Source organism: Nitrospira marina (assembly GCF_059568365.1).
The window spans coordinates 1581092-1597857 of record NZ_JCANTH010000001.1; the positions used below are offsets into that span (position 1 = coordinate 1581092).

Annotated in this window: 7 protein-coding genes; 2 read left to right on the plus strand and 5 right to left on the minus strand. The window is 54.9% G+C overall.

Going from position 1 to position 16766, the window contains the following annotated elements:
* Positions 1-14: 14 nt before the first annotated feature.
* Positions 15-452 (plus strand): ion channel, encoded by a 438-nt coding sequence (locus LX98_RS06465; protein WP_496428122.1) that lies wholly within the window; start codon positions 15-17, stop codon positions 450-452.
* A gap of 78 nt (positions 453-530) precedes the next feature.
* Here LX98_RS06465 and LX98_RS06470 read toward each other — a convergent pair whose 3' ends face one another.
* On the minus strand, positions 531-3023 hold the full coding sequence (locus tag LX98_RS06470; protein ID WP_496428123.1) for a heavy metal translocating P-type ATPase: 2493 nt from the start codon (positions 3021-3023) through the stop codon (positions 531-533).
* A 643-nt stretch (positions 3024-3666) separates the two neighbouring features.
* Between LX98_RS06470 and LX98_RS06475 the strand changes: the two genes are divergently transcribed.
* Positions 3667-12273, plus strand: coding sequence for a GH36-type glycosyl hydrolase domain-containing protein (locus tag LX98_RS06475; RefSeq protein ID WP_496428124.1), 8607 nt, complete (start codon positions 3667-3669; stop codon positions 12271-12273).
* A 94-nt stretch (positions 12274-12367) separates the two neighbouring features.
* Here the strand turns inward: LX98_RS06475 and LX98_RS06480 are convergent, their stop codons facing one another.
* From LX98_RS06480 to LX98_RS06495, 4 genes are all read right to left on the minus strand, one after another.
* Positions 12368-12733 (minus strand): hypothetical protein, encoded by a 366-nt coding sequence (locus LX98_RS06480; protein WP_496428125.1) that lies wholly within the window; start codon positions 12731-12733, stop codon positions 12368-12370.
* Between the two features lie 378 nt (positions 12734-13111).
* Positions 13112-14548 carry a multicopper oxidase domain-containing protein gene (locus LX98_RS06485; RefSeq protein ID WP_496428126.1) on the minus strand — a complete coding sequence of 479 codons (1437 nt, stop codon included), beginning with the start codon at positions 14546-14548 and terminating at the stop codon, positions 13112-13114.
* Between the two features lie 45 nt (positions 14549-14593).
* The gene (locus tag LX98_RS06490; RefSeq protein WP_496428127.1) at positions 14594-16039 is read right to left on the minus strand and encodes a TolC family protein; all 1446 of its coding nucleotides are present in this window, start codon (positions 16037-16039) and stop codon (positions 14594-14596) included.
* A 287-nt stretch (positions 16040-16326) separates the two neighbouring features.
* Positions 16327-16671 carry a four-helix bundle copper-binding protein gene (locus LX98_RS06495; protein ID WP_496428128.1) on the minus strand — a complete coding sequence of 115 codons (345 nt, stop codon included), beginning with the start codon at positions 16669-16671 and terminating at the stop codon, positions 16327-16329.
* Positions 16672-16766: the final 95 nt, after the last annotated feature.

Below are 16766 nucleotides of genomic sequence, written 5' to 3' on the forward strand. Positions count from 1 at the left end.
GACCACGGGTCTACATGTTTCTGACCTTATTTGTCACCACGCTGCTCGTCGCCTTGTCCGTCATGGTTCATTATGAAGTCGTCTACCGTATTTTCATCTTCATGCCCTCTCGATCAAAACGACCAAGGTTGGGTGTCATTTGGGGGATCTTATCGGCGCTTATCGCGCATATCGTAGAAATTTTGATTTTTGCGGCGGGGTACTATGGGTTAATTCTCGCCAAAGAATATGGGACGTTCGTGGGGGCGTTGGCCCCTGGATTTGAAGATTGTGTCTATTATTCTTTTGTCACCTATACGACTTTAGGGTTTGGCGATCTTATTCCAACCGGCCCGCTTCGCTTCCTTACTGGAATAGAATCACTGACCGGGTTGGTACTGATTACCTGGACGGCGTCCTGTATCTACCTCCAAATGGAAACCCTTCACCGGAAGAATTCTCAGTCAGAGTAAGAGAGTCGACGTCCCGCCATTGGGAAGGGCAATCTTTGGGGCCTGTATTTTCTACCTATTGTTCAGGTTTTGGGAAATTTACAATGTCGTGGTTCGCAATCGGAGGGCATTGGTAATGACCGAAACCGAGCTAAATGTCATCGCCGCGGCGGCAATCATCGGACTTAAGAGTATGCCGAAGGCCGGATACAGAATGCCGGCGGCGATGGGCACCCCGATGGCATTGTAGAAAAAAGCAAAGAACAAATTTTGCCGGATGTTGCGCATGGTCGCCTGACTAAGTTTGCGCGCCCTGGCAATACCCCGCAGGTCACCCTTGACCAACGTGATCCCCGCACTTTCCATGGCCACATCCGTGCCGGTTCCCATGGCGATGCCGACATGAGCCTGGGCGAGGGCCGGCGCGTCATTGATGCCGTCTCCGGCCATGGCCACGATTTTTCCTTCTGCCTGTAGTTGCTTCACGATTTGGCTCTTTTGCTCGGGCAACACTTCCGCTTTCACTTCATCAATCCCGAGCTTCTTCGCAACCGCCTGTGCGGTCTGTTGATGGTCACCGGAGACCATGACTACCTGTATCCCTTCTTCATGTAACAGGCGAATGGCTTCCGACGTTGATGGTTTAATCGGGTCGGCGACGCCGATGAGGCCGGCGATCTGATTCTCGATGGCCACGAACATGACGGTTTGGCCGTCACGGCGCAGATCCTCGGCCTTGTCTGCCAACGGCCCGAAGGTCTCGGGCCTTACCTGAAACTCTTCTTCCAAAAACTTCCGTGTTCCGAGTGCCATGCTTTGGTCCTGGACGGTACCGGTCACGCCTTTGCCGGTTTTCGACTGAAAGTCCTGAGTCTTCCATAACTCCAGCCCTTTGTCTTTCGCCCCGTTCACAATGGCGGAGGCCAGAGGATGTTCGCTGTTGCGTTCCAGGCTGGCGACCAATCGGAGCAGGTCCTCTTCCTGCATATCGGTGTGAGAAACGACTGACATCAGTTTAGGCTTGCCTTCTGTGAGGGTTCCCGTTTTATCGACGACAAGGGTATCCACTTTCTCCAATTGCTCCAGGGCTTCGGCATTCTTCATTAGGACGCCGGCTGTGGCTCCTCGTCCGGTTCCCACCATGATGGACATGGGGGTGGCGAGGCCCAACGCGCATGGACAGGCAATAATGAGAACGGCGACGGCATTGACCAGGGCATGCGCCATGCGAGGTTCCGGACCGAAAAACGCCCAGATCAAGAACGTTAGCGCCGCTATCCCTACAACAATAGGCACAAAATAGCCGGCTACCAGGTCGGCCATCCGTTGAATGGGCGCCCGACTGCGTTGGGCTTCGCTCACCATGCGAACAATTTGCGCCAGGACGGTATCCCGGCCCACTCGTTCAACTTGCATCACCAACGTCCCTGTGCCATTGACGGTTCCTCCGGTAACCTGAGCTTTTGCCTCTTTTTCCACCGGTATCGATTCTCCGGTAATCATGGATTCATCGACAGCACTTTGACCCTCAAGAATAACTCCGTCTATCGGAATTTTTTCTCCCGGGCGGATCCGAAGCTTGTCTCCTGGATGTACCGCTTCGACGAGGACGTCTTCCTCCTCGCCATTCTCGAGAATTCGCCTTGCGGTTTTTGGTGCCAGGCCAAGCAGGGCTTTAATGGCGCTGCCTGTCTGGCTGCGAGCCCGTAATTCCAGGACCTGGCCCAATAACACGAGGACGGTGATCACGGCCGCGGCTTCAAAATACACGGCGACCTCACCACCCTCTCCTCTGAATGAGGTGGGAAATAATTGAGGCGCAAGCGTCGCCACGGTGCTATAGACATAGGCCGTGCCGGTTCCCAATGCAATCAGCGTAAACATGTTCAGACTGCGATTCACGAGCGAAGCCCATGCGCGTTGAAAGAACGGCCATCCACACCATAAGACCACGGGCGTGGCTAATGCCCACTGTACCCATGACATGACCGAAGGTGGCAGGATATCCTGAAGGGGTTGGCCGGGAATCATTTCGGACATGGCCAGGATAAATACCGGGAACGCCAACACGAGACCGATCCAGAACCGTCGCGTCATGTCTTTGAGTTCGGGATTCTCTTCTTCTTCAAGTGTGATTTCCCGTGGTTCGAGGGCCATGCCACATTTCGGACAGGAGCCGGGCTGGTCCTGTACCACTTCAGGATGCATGGGACAGACATATTCTGTTTTAGTGGCCGGTGCGGCTGCGACATCCGGCTCCAGCGCCATGCCACATTTTGGACAAGCCGCCGGTTTGGCAGATTCCACACCGGGACACATCGGGCAAATATATTTGGTGCCCGGCTTCGCATTTTCGGTATCCATCGACTGCTGGTGTTTTCCGGTGAGATAGCCATCCGGATCATGGCTGAACTTGTCCTGGCAACGCGGATTGCAGAAGTAATACATGGTTCCCGCATGCTCGAATTTTCCGGGAGCGGTAAGCGAATCCACCATCATGCCGCAGACAGGGTCTTTCACCTGCGCGACCTTGGCCATGCTTAATTCCCGTCGCCGGGGCTTATCCGTGGGAGTATGAGATTCTTGTGCCATTGTTATTGTCCTTGTAATTAACAAAAGAGAGTATGAAGGTGAACTGGCCTGAGAGAGACATCCCCAGTGGCATAAGATATTGCCCTTCGGTTCGGTCGGCACTAAAAGATGAACCCATTGATTCAGTATAGTGAAATACCGTTGTCATGGGAAAGCCAACTCGAAGTTCGAGTCACAGAATTTGGCCACAGTGTCTTCACCCGCTACCGTGCCATAGCGTTCCCTATATCCAAAGATGGATATAGTGTTAACATGGCTTAAGCTGACAGGAGCGTGAGTCTAAAGCCATAGCATCCGCAGTCGAACGGCTTGAGGCCTGTGCGGGGCTTAATCAACTTCGAGCAAGCTTCAAACCGTTGGTCTTGAGTTCCAGCAAAAAGCTGTACTCACGCACTGTCCGTTTTAACCCTGTTAATCTCAATCCCAGCCAAGACAATGTAAAAATTAGCCATCGACAGGTCACTGGCTGACGTGCTGAAAGCACGTAGCATGACATTTTGCTAAACCCAGGTCTAAGGCCGGTACTGCGCGGACGATCCAAAGTTCGAGCGAGGAGAATGTCATCGTCACTAACATTTTCAGAAAAAATTTCGGACATTTATTACCTGCACGGAATGTGTTGCGTGACGCAGGGGATACAGAGTTGCTGCGCTCGGAGCTGTTCAGCATCGAGCAATTGAAACGTCATGCGGTCACGCTTGCTGGACAGCATACTATCGATCCGCACCCTGGGCCGGACAGGTTATTACCACGGCTGGCGGACAATGAGCGCGTGCTGCTGGCGGCGTATGATCTTGTGACAGCCGCCGTGATGCCCGGACAACGGATCGTCCCGGCAGAGGCATGGTTGCTTGATAATTTTTATCTTATTGAGCAGCAGATCGTTCTGGCACGTCGGCATCTGCCGCGAGGGTACAGCCGGCAGTTGCCACGACTGGCTGATGGCCCGTCAGCCGGTTTTCCCAGAATCTATGATTTGGCGTTGGAGTTGATCTCTCATATGGACGGTCGTGTCGACAGCGACAATGCCACCCATTTCGTCGCCGCTTACCAGACCGTTGAACCCTTAAAACTGGGCGAATTGTGGGCATTCCCGATTATGCTGCAGTTGGCGCTATTGGAAAACCTTCGTCGCGTGGGGTTGCGTATTGCCCGTCGGCGCGAGGAGCGAGACGCGGCGATCAGTTGGGCAGACCGCATGCACGCGACGGCCGAAGAAAAACCCAAACAGCTTGTTCAGTTGCTCGCCGAGTTCGCCAATGCCGATGTGCCGTTGACCGCACCCTTTGTAGAGGAATTTTACGCAAGACTCCAGGCTCAGGGGCCGGCAATGGCGTTCATTCAAACCTGGGTCGAACACAAACTACTTGAACAAGGGGTGACGGCCACGCAGTTGTCGGAGGCGGCCGGTCGAACGGCCGCGACCAATCAGATCTCCATTGCCAACAGTATCGGGAGTCTGCGATTCATCGGTGCAACCGATTGGAAGAAGTACGTCGAGTCGCTCAGTGTCGTCGAACAGATCTTGTGTGAAGATCCGACAGGAATGTACACCAACCAGGATTTCGCCAGCCGCGACCGGTATCGGCATGTCATCGAAGATGTGGCGAGAGGCAGTTCGTGCAGTGAATGGGCTGTAGCACGCCACGCCATTGTGCTTGCGCAGACGGCTGCAGCGCAGATGGGTTCTAACGACCGTGCTTCCCATATCGGATACTATCTGGTCGATCACGGACGCGGCCTACTGGAGCGTGGGGTGAACTGCCGTGTGTCGTGGAAATTGCGGTTCAGCCGGGCCAGTCGGCCTTTCCGCCTGATCCTGTACCTCGGACCCATCCTGCTGCTTACGGACCTTGCGACATCGGCGGTGCTGTTCTCTTTCGAGGGGTTCGGGCCGGATGATTGGCGGTTTTGGTTTTTGGGCATAACCGGGATGATGAGTGTCTCGGCGCTGGCCGTCTCGGTGGTGAATCTGGTCGTCACGCTGACCTTGGCGCCTCGGGCGTTACCACGCTTGGATTTCTCAAGGGGTATTCCACACGCTCACCGCACGATGGTCGTGGTTCCCACCTTGCTGAGCAGGTCGCAAGAGATTGATGATCTTCTCGAAGCCCTGGAAATCCGGTATCTGGGGAATCGCGATCCTCATCTGTTCTTTGCCTTGCTGACGGATTTTCGAGACGCGCCTGAGTGTATGCTGCCGGATGATGACGCATTGCTCGTCCGGGCTTCCGCAGGTGTCCAGGCGCTCAATGAGACCTACCGTGAGGACCGCCCCTGCATCTTTTATCTGTTTCACCGACCTCGGATGTGGAATTCATACGAACAGGTGTGGATGGGATATGAGCGCAAACGCGGCAAGCTGGAGCAGTTCAATGCCGTGCTGCGGGGAGAGGCGCAAACGGCATTCTCGGCTATCGTCGGTGATCCATCCCTCCTCAGTTCAATTAAGTACGTCATCACGTTGGATACCGATACGCAACTACCCCGTGACACGGCACGCACCTTGATCGGCAACATGGCTCATCCTCTCAATCGGCCGGTATACGATCCGGACAAGGGGCGTATCGTCGAAGGTTACGCCATTCTTCAACCACGTACGTCGATCAGCCTGATCAGTGCCGGGCAGTCACGGTTTACGAAACTGTTCGCCGGTGAATCAGGCGTCGATCCCTATACGCGCGAGGTCTCGGATGTGTATCAGGATATTTTCGGGGAGGGGTCGTTTATCGGCAAAGGCATTTACGATGTAGATGCGTTTCGTCAGGCTGTCGATGGACGCTTTCCTGAGAACCTCATTCTCAGCCACGACTTGCTGGAAAGCGGGTATGCACGTTCAGCATTGGTCACCGATGTCGATATCATTGAAGAGCATCCGGCCAGTTATGCCATAGAGGCGAGCCGGCGACATCGGTGGATACGCGGGGACTGGCAGCTTGCCGGCTGGCTGCTCCCGCATGTGCCCGGACCGCCAGGATCAAATGGATCGAAGGCGCAGCGGCCACCGAACCCGCTGACAGCCTTGTCGGTGTGGAAAATATTTGACAACCTTCGACGTAGCCTCGTGTCCCCGTCACTGCTGGCCTTGCTGATAGGTGGATGGCTGTTTGGTCCGGGATCGGCATGGGTCTGGACCCTGCTGGTCGGGGGGGTGGTGTTTTTGCCCATCGTGCTCGGAGCCGTGATCGATCTCATCCGGAAACCTGGAGAACGGGATTGGTTGGTGCACCTCATTTTAAAAAGCAAGTCTACAGGCCACCCGTTTATGCTCGCGGTGCTCACGGTGGTCTTGTTGCCCTACGAAACGCTGATTAGCCTGAATGCGATTCTGCGCTCGGGTGTCCGGATGCTATTCACGAGACGCGGATTGTTACTCTGGCATATGCGATCCTATGTCAGTCGCAATGCACGCCGGACACTGTTCGATTTTTTTATGGAGATGTGGATCGGGCCTGCCCTGGCGGTCATACTGATCTTTGCTTTAGGGGTCAGCCGGCCGGAGGAGTGGCTTTTTTGTGTTCCAGTGTTGTTGCTGTGGCTGGGGTCGCCAATCGTCGGCTGGTGGATCAGTCTGCCCCTTGTGGATCCCGTACCGGACTTGACCGTTGAGCAACGGGCCTTTCTTCGAGGCTCGGCTCGGCGAACGTGGCGTTTCTTCGCGAAGTTCGTCAGTCCAGAGGACAATTGGCTGCCACCCGATAATTTCCAGGAACATCCTGCTTCGGGCATCGCCTCCCGCACCTCGCCCACAAACATCGGCATGTCGCTCCTGGCGAACTTGTCGGCGTACGACTTCGGATACCTGTCCGCCGGAGAATTGTTGCGGCGTACGGATCACACCTTGGCGACGATGGAAAGGCTGGAACGCTACCGCGGCCATTTTTATAACTGGTACGACACACGCACGCTGAAACCGCTTCGTCCCCTCTACGTCTCGTCGGTGGACAGCGGAAACCTGGCGGGCAGCTTGCTCACTCTGCAAGCGGGATTGGCCGAGTTGAAAGATCAGCCGGTGCTGTCCTCGTGCCCGTTTCGGGGGCTGCAGGACACCCTGCAGGTCCTTGCCGAACATGTACCTTCGATACCAGCCCCGGACCTTGCGAAACAAATCAAGGTTCTTCAGGACAAACTGGACAGAATCACTCTGAACGGGGAGCCACAGACATTAGCGGCTGCCGATCGACTGCTGGAAGACATCCACCGCACGGCGGAGGAACTGGTGGCCTGGCTCCCGGCGGATAGCGATATCGATGGCGAACTGTATCAGTGGGCGCAGGCATTCGATCAGCAATCCTGCGCACTGCGGGACGACCTGAGATGGTTGGTGCCCGATCCACGGCATTTCACCAACACCCCGACATTGGCGGTCTTGGCCAGAGAGAGAGTCGTGGGCACGGAAGGGCTGTCGCCAGCCGGTGTGGGCGTATCCCCGCATACGGGTGCGGTAGAGCGGATCAGAATTATCGACGATTTGGTGAATCGTTGTCGCGAATTGGCGGTGATGGATTTTGAATTTCTCTATGATGCATCCTGTGGTTTGCTGAACATCGGTTACGATGTGGGGGAACGGCGCCGTGATCCGTCCTGTTACGATCTGCTGGCATCCGAAGCACGCCTGGCAAGTTTTCTCCTTATCGCGCAGGGACAGCTCCCGCAAAAGCATTGGTTCTCACTCGGTCGTCAGTTGACCAGTTATGGCGGCGCCGTGAGTTTGATTTCGTGGAGCGGCTCGATGTTCGAGTATCTCATGCCGCAACTGATCATGCCGAGTTACCAGAATACCTTGTTGGAGCAGACCTGCAAGGCCGTCGTGTTGCGCCAGATTGAATACGGTCGACAACGTGCGGTGCCCTGGGGTATTTCCGAGTCCTGCTATAACGCCACCGATATGCACCACGTCTATCAATACCGGGCGTTTGGCGTCCCCGGGCTGGGCTTTAAGCGCGGGCTGGGAGATGACCTGGTCATCGCGCCTTACGCCAGCGCGCTGGCGCTCACCGTGATGCCGCGAGAAGCCTGTCATAACTTACAGACCATGTCTACCAGTGGATTCTGTGGGGTCTACGGATTCTACGAGGCGGTGGATTATACGCCCTCACGCGTGCCTCGAGGAAAGAATCACGCCATCGTGCGCACATTCATGGCGCATCATCAAGGCATGAGCCTGTTGGCCTTTGCGCATGTCCTGCTTAATCGCCCGATGCAACGCCGCTTCATGTCTGCCCCCCACATACGGGCGACGGAACTGTTGCTGCAGGAGCGTGTGCCGAAGAAGGGAGCGACGTTGCATCCGCACGCGGCTGAAGTGAGCGCCGCCGCGCGGCCGGCCGCTGCGGAAGGCGGTGCCATCATGCGCGTGTTTATCGACCCGAACACGCCCATACCTGAAGTGCATCTGATGTCCAATGGCAGGTACCACCTCATGGCGACTCATGCCGGTGGCGGGTACAGTCGCTGGCGTGACCTGGCCGTGACCCGTTGGCGCGAGGACGTTACCTCCGATTGTTGGGGGACCTTCATCTACTTGCGTGACCGCGACTCTGGACGGTACTGGTCAACGGCGCATCAACCGACATTGCGCAAGGCCGATCACTATGAAGCAATTTTTGTGCAGGGGCGCGCCGAATATCGGCGGCGCGACCAGGGAATTGAATCCCACACTGAAATCAGCGTGTCACCTGAAGACGATGTTGAAATCCGACGCGTCACGCTCACCAACCTGTCGAGTCGTACCCGTCACATCGAGGTGACGAGTTACGCGGAGGTTGTATTGGCGCCATTGAATGCCGACCTGGCCCATCGATCATTCAGCAATTTGTTTGTGCAAACTGAAATCCTTCCGGACCGTCAGGCGATCCTCTGCCGGAGGCGTGCCCGCACACCGGGTGAAGCGATGCCGTGGATGTTTCACCTGTTGGCCGCCCCCGGGGCTGTAGCCGATGAGCCCTCATACGAGACGGATCGCTCCAAATTCATCGGGCGGGGCCGAACGGCGGCCAACCCTGTGGTGTTTGACCGCGATGATCGTTCGTCGACGTTGTCGAATACGGATGGTTCGGTGCTCGATCCTATCGTGGCCATTCGCCGCACCATCGCTGTGTCGTCCGATGAATCGTCGATCGTGCAGATTATCTCCGGTGTCGCCGACACCCGGGAGGCTGCATTGGGGTTGCTTGAGAAATATTGTGATCGGCACTTCGTTGAGCGTGCCTTTGAAATGGCCTGGTTCCAAAGTCAGGAGGTGCTGCGTCATCTCAACGCCACCGAGCCGGAGGCTCAGGTCTATGGTCGTCTGGCCACCTCAGTCATTTTCGCCAATGGCTTGCACCGTGCTGCACCGAGCGTCATTGCCCGCAACCAGCTTGGTCAGTCCGGGCTTTGGCGCTTTGTCGTCTCGGGTGATCTGCCGATCGTTCTGCTCCGCATTGGCGACCGGAGCCGGATTGATCTGGTCAAACAGGTGCTGCAAGCCCATGCCTATTGGCGCATGAAGGGTTTGACTGCGGATTTGGTCATCGTCAACGAGGATTTCTCGGGCTATCGGGCGGTTCTGCAAGACCAGATCATGGGGCTGATCAATGCGGGTCCCGAAGCGCAAATTCTCGACAGACCGGGTGGGGTCTTCGTGCGACGTGCCGAAGAACTGTCGGAGGAGGATCGGGTCTTGTTCCAGACGGTCGCCCGGGTCGTGCTGACCGATACCGCCGAAACCTTACTCGAGCAGGTGGAGCGCCTCGTCCCGGTCGTGCGTGTGCCGGACCGTTTGGAGCCATTGCGGCAACCGGCAGTCATACCGGCCCAGCCCTTGGCGGCCCGTGATCGAATTTTCTGTAACGGTCTGGGTGGCTTTACGCCCGATGGGCGCGAATATGTCGTCACTCTCGAACCTGGCCAACACACGCCGGCGCCCTGGGCGAATGTCATTGCCAGCCCGCACATTGGCACGGTCGTCAGTGAGAGCGGGAGCGCGTATACCTGGGTGGAAAACGCGCACGAGTTCCGTCTGACCACCTGGCATAATGACCCGCTGAGCGACAGTAGCGGCGAGGCGCTCTATGTTCGGGATGAGGAAACCGGTGCGTTCTGGTCGCCGACGCCATTGCCCGCATCCGGTCGGTCCGGCTATGTGTGTCGGCACGGGTTCGGGTACAGCGTGTTCGAGCATAACGAAGCCGGTATTGCCTCGGAACTGTTCACCTATGTGGCCATGGACGCTCCGGTGAAGTTTGTGGTGATCAAGCTGCGCAACCAGTCGAAGGGGCCGCGCCGATTGTCGCTGACCGGGTATTGGGAGCTGGTGCTTGGTGAGTGGCGTCACACCAATATGATGCACATTGTGACCGAAACAGATCCACACAGCGGGGCCCTGTTTGCGCGCAATCCGTATGGCCGCGAATGTGCCAATCGAATGGTTTTTGTTCAGGTTAGCGAGCGCGAGCGCACGGTGACCGGAAACCGTACAGAGTTCATTGGCCGAAATGGCTCCCTGGCCAGCCCGGCCGCGATGCGCCTTAAACGTTTATCCGGCAAAACCGGTGCGGGTCTGGATCCATGCGCGGCCATACAGACCTCGATTGAACTGGCCGAGGGGCAGGAGCGTGAGATCGTGTTCGTCTTTGGCGCGGCCCGCAATACCGATGAGGCGCACTATTTTATCGAACGATTCGGTGGGCCGGCTGGGGCGCGTTGGGCTTTGGAAGCAGTATGGAACCACTGGAACCGGACGTTGGGAGCGGTGCATGTAGAGACGCCGGATCGAGCGTTGGACGTGTTGGCCAACGGTTGGTTGGTCTACCAGACGTTGTCCTGCAGGCTCTGGGGCCGTAGCGGGTATTATCAGTCCGGTGGGGCCTACGGGTTCCGCGATCAATTGCAAGATACCATGGCGCTCATTCATGCGACGCCCTGGCTCGCCCGAGAGCAGTTACTTCGTTGTGCCGAGCGTCAGTTCCGCAAGGGTGACGTACAACATTGGTGGCATCCGCCCAATGGACAAGGCGTACGCACGCATTTTTCCGATGATTATCTGTGGCTTCCGTATGCCGCCTGTCGGTATGTTCTGGCCACTGGGGATACGGGAGTGCTCGACGAGTCCGTCCATTTTCTCGAGGGCCGTGAGTTGAATCCGGAAGAGGAGGCATACTACGACCAGCCGCAACGTTCGACGGAAGTGGCCAGTCTCTATGAACATTGCGTGCGGTCAATCACACACGGATTACGTTTCGGCGAACATCAATTGCCCCTCATGGGGTGCGGCGATTGGAACGACGGGATGAATCTCGTCGGTCGCGATGGCAAGGGTGAAAGTGTGTGGCTGGCGTGGTTCCTCTATGAAAACCTTCAGCTGTTTGCAGCCCTGGCCCGTCGTCGAGGCGACGAGCCGTTTGCCGACATGTGCACCGGGCGGGCTTCGCGGCTGCGCGACAGCATTGAGGCCAATGCCTGGGACGGCGAATGGTATCGGCGGGCGTATTTCGATGATGGCACTCCCCTGGGCTCCTCCGAGAATGCCGAATGTCAGATTGATTCGATCAGCCAGAGTTGGGCGGTCATTTCGGGCGGCGGCGATCCCAAACGAGCCCGTCAGGCGATGGCGGCGGTGGACACGCGCCTGGTGCGACGCGAGGCTCAGCTCATTCAACTGCTCACTCCGCCATTCGACACCTCCGACCTTGAGCCCGGTTATATTAAAGGCTATGTGCCCGGCGTTCGCGAAAATGGTGGCCAATACACTCACGCCGCCATTTGGACGACGATGGCGTTTGCCATGTTGGGTGACAGGGAGCGGGCGTGGGAATTGTTCAACATGCTCAATCCCATCAATCACGGGAGTCTACCGGATGATAGTGAACGCTATAAGGTTGAGCCCTATGTCATGTGCGCGGATATTTACGGTGCGCCGCCACACACCAGCCGGGGAGGGTGGACGTGGTACACCGGAGCGGCAGGCTGGATGTACCGGCTAACCGTGGAAACACTCCTGGGCTTGCAGCTGGAAGTCGACTATCTGCTTGTTGCCCCCTGTGTCCCGGCCCATTGGGAGTGGTTCAACATCCACTATCGCTTTCGAGAGACTGTTTATCACATCACCTTCAAGCGCGTGGGGGAAAAGCCGGAACATGTGAGCCGTCTATCGATGGACGGTGTCGAGATTGATGGAGTAGGCATAGACGCAACCGGGCGACCTCAGGGCAGGATCCACATGGTGGACGACCGCAGGGATCATTTCGTTGAGGTGGATTTGAGCTAAAGGGGAGGGATCTCGGCCCTCTTACTCTTTTTAAAAAACTCACTCCCGGACACCGAGGGCTGTAAGGTCTGTTGCGCCGGGCCTGGGGCGCGGTCTATTTAGTCGCTTGGCGGCTGCTATGGATTTGTGCAAGTTTTTCAGCCGTATCGGCTGCGTCCGAATAATCATCTGCTAACTCTTTGCCATGCATCATTATCGTTAACTTGTCTTCATAAAATCCTTTTGAATCGTAATCACCAACCTCCCCAACCATCGCACGCAATTCCTCCGTGCGCTGTCGAAGAGCGGCGGCTTCCTGTTCGTACCATTTTGCCAAGGCAGCATGATCATGCTGTTTAATTAATTGGGCTGGTGGACCATATTTTTCGACCAATTGGGCAGGAGGCCCGGACCCACACCCGGTCATCATAATGGCCGTAGTAATTGTGATAAAAACCAGGGATGTTAATGCGTGTGCCATGTTTCGTCTCTTTATGTACGCAGTGCTGCAATTTAATTCTAGAAGGGTTCCGATTCACCAAATATGTGCCAACGCCATCTTGTGCTTGTGGTCATTTCAATTCTCCTATCTGCCCGAAGGTATGATTTAATCATGGCATAATTGAATTTTGAACGGCCAGTACACGCCCTTAATGATGGATACGCTTTGTTCTCAGTTTAGAACTTTTATGAATGCACGTGGAAAATGTGGCACCTACCATTCGGCCACAGAACAGGCAGGATAATTCTTGTCGGGAGAAAAATCCAGTTGAGGCGAGTTATGAATGAGCTGACGATTGGTATATGGATAAAGGTAAAAGGCTGTGCAGATCCATCCTATTGTCCCCTAGTGGAAATCTTATTGGCCATGAGTCCGGTATTGGCCTTTTGCGATGGCTTCGAAAATTGCTCCCGGAAGAATTTTTTCCTCGCTATGCATGACGAGATCATAGAATTCATCCGGCAAGACCCGCATAACCGTCATTAAGCCTTTAATACCTTCATGCCAATTTTTTCGCATTCCACAAGTTTCGCGCCTCTCGTTGATTTTTTGCATAGCCTCCTGATTCATCTCCTGACCATGCATTTTTTGTGGATAGCCAGGTACGCCAAACGCCGGATTTTCCAGCGCGGATTCTGCCGGAGGACGGTTAGGAAGAGAATTCAGATATTTCGAGACCTCTTCTTCACCGCGTATGCGCGGGCCCACTTGGCGCACCATGTGATTCATCATGTGGTGCACCATATGGCAATGAAACGTCCAGTCGCCTGGATTGAAGGCGATAAATTCAAAATCCTGTGCCATCGCCACGCCCACCAGTGTGGTGTTTCTGGGAATCCAGGCACTGGGAGGAATGCGTCCGCCTTCGGTGCCTGTCAACCAAAATGTGTGGCCATGGATATGAATCGGGTGATGTTGCATTGGGCTGAAATCGATCAATCGGATGCGGACCCGTTCACCATGCTTACAAACGAGGGGAGTGGTATAGGGGCCGCTGCGGCCATTGATGGTATGCCAGTTCCAGTCCATGCGCATGGAATCCGCCGTTGTCGAATTCGGTGGAATAAAAAAGTTCTGAAAAATAAGGCCGAAATCACGATCGACGGGAGGATCGTAGGCCACGCGGGGATGAATGATGAAAAACCCCACCATCCCGAAAGCTTCCTGCATGGCCACATGACTATGATAAAAAAATGTGCCGGTTTGGTGCAGATCGTATTCGTAGACATACGTCCCGCCAGGTGGAATCAGATGTTGAGTGACACCGGGGACCCCGTCAAATTCCACCGGGAGTTCCAATCCATGCCAATGCACTGAAGTCGGCTCCGGCAGTTCGTTATGAACGATGATGCGAACCCGGTCCCCTTGAAAGGCCTCCATGGTGGGGCCCGGCATGCTGTTGTTAAAGCCCCAGACATGCATGAATTTCCCGGGAAGAAATTCGCGGATCACCGGTGTGCATTGCAGCTCGAATTCCTTGACGCCATTCACCATCTTCCAGGAAAGTTTTTCCAGGTCTGGAGTCTCAAGTGAGACGGGTTCCATCCCGGATTTTCGCAATCCCGGAACAAGTTTTCCCAGATATTCATCGGAGTCATGAGGTCCTCCGAAACTGGGGCGATAGCGTGAATAACGGGAAAACTTTTCAGTGGAATTTTTGGCTGTCTGGGTTTGGTCTGTGCGGGACCGGGAGGGATCGAGTGGCTCACCTTGACCCAATTGAGCCGACAAGGTTCCTGCGGCCAGTGCAGCTCCGGTTGCCAAAACCTGTCGTCGTGTCACGCCATCGCTCATTGTACAATCTCCATAGAGAAAAAAGCGTCTTGGGGAAACTGACGCTTATCTGGGTTTGGGATTCGCATCAAGGTGCCCAGGCGGCGTCACACCCTGTGGGGCTTGAAGGCCGTCAATGAGCAGGAGTCCCTCAATTGCCACCCTGGACGTTCGCCAGGCAATTAACTGATTGATATATTCCATCCGAAGCGTGAAGAAATCGCGTTGAGCTTGCAGAACCTCCGGCCAGGCTTCACGGGCGGATTGATAACTCTGCAATTGAATGCGATACCGTGCCTCTGATTCGGGCAACAGAAGGTCCCGATAACTTGTGATATGTTGAAGGGCGGTGAGATACTGTTGAAACTGTTCGGCTAAACTTCGGCGCAATCGAAGCTCAGTAAGTGTGACTTGGGCCTCTTGTCGGCGGAGATCGGCCCGGGCCTGTTGAATCGTTCCCTGGTTCCAATCAAAAATCGGAATTTTGATAAACGCTTGAATGCCATAGACCGTTTGTGTTTCGACATAATTCCGGCCGGCCGAACCTCGAAGGGTTATGTTGGGGATAGGTTCCGCCTGTTCCCGCTGAACCATAATTTGATCTGATCGCACATTGGCATGCGCCAGGGCCAGTTCAGGGCTTTCCTGCAGTAACCTCTTGAGGGCCTCCTCAAATCGGATGGGAGGCAGATCTTCTGCAAGCATTCCTGAAACCGGTTGACTGGGAAGGGACGTCCCCACGAGAGCCATTAAGCGCTCTCTTTCCATTTGGACTTCATTCTCCGCCATGAGCACGGACAATTGTTGCTGTTGAAGTTGCACTCGCGCCTGGCGCAGATCAGCCTCATTAGCTTGGCCGACATTAAACATTTCCTTGACGGTTAAGAGCTGATCCTGCCAACTTTTGAGAAGCTCCCGTTGGATGTCTACCCGATCCTGAAATCCCAGAAGGCGATAATATTGGATGACGATCCCATTCATCACACGATATTCCTGCGCAAGGGCTTGATATTCAGCAGCGGAAGCTCGTGCTAAATATTTCTCACGACTCAATTCGAGTTTTCCTGCCGTGACAAATTCTTGTTGGATAAACCCTCCCTGAAATTCTCCAATGGTGTTCTTGACGTTGATTTGATCTCCTGAATAACCCCCGACCGGATTGGGGTAAAGGCCCGCCTGAAGAGCCTTGGCCCGTTCTCCCTCGACCAGAACCCAGGCCTGGATGAGAGTAGGATTATTTTTCCGTGCGAGTTTCTTGAGCCGCTGAAGTGAAAGGGTTTTCCCGTCGTTATGCTCGTCATCCACCTGCGTCTGACCTTCTGCCGGTAAGGTGCCCTTGTTATTCTCATTTTGGAGATCTGGAAATGGAGCCGGGATTCCCTCCTGTGGATACATGTTCGGTCTAGGCAGTTCATCCATCTGATTATCATGGAAAGGGATAGCACATCCGGAAAATCCCAATCCGAAAACCAGAATTGGCCACCCTAACCCGGCCATGGAGATCTTGATCATTTGTAAATCCTATAAAACCCGTTGTGTCTTTTTTTAAAGAGTCTAGGATATTTTCTCCATGGTCTAACTGGATAACTTCGAAAATATGCCTGATTAAATATTCAATCGAATTTTCGATAGAATCAGGCAGATCATCCTTACCGGTTTTGGCCCATTCCAAGATACAGATAAAAAATCAAATTCGGGAAATGGTCCAGTTTTTAAGAACTAGATTTAATGGAGAGAAGGGAGATCGACCTCATCGGGCATGCCTTTAGAGGCTTTGCCCGATGAGTAATCAACGAAGGCTATCGCCCGGCGCCCACAGGTTGTTTTTTGGCTTCTGCACCCATTTTGCGGCATTCCTCCGCGCATCGGCGACAGGCTTCGGCACATCGTCGGCAATGCTCGTTGTCATGTTTCTCGCACTCCTTGGCACAGGCGTCACATATTGTCGCGCAAATATCGCAGACTTCCGCACTGAATTGAGAATCTCGACTCATAAATGCCGTACAGGTCCAACAGAGATCTGCGCAGTCTATGCAAAGCCTGGCACAGTCGGGCATGTCACCCAAGCATTGATTTGCACATGATTCGCATTCCTGAGCACAACGCACGCAGGCTTCCACACAAGGTTGGTGTTGATGAGCCATTTGAAAATCCTCCTTTCCCGAGGCTGCCGGTCACATCCTCATTGTAAAAATAGAATAATGCCGATTCCTGTCCACCACGATAACTGGGTGACTTC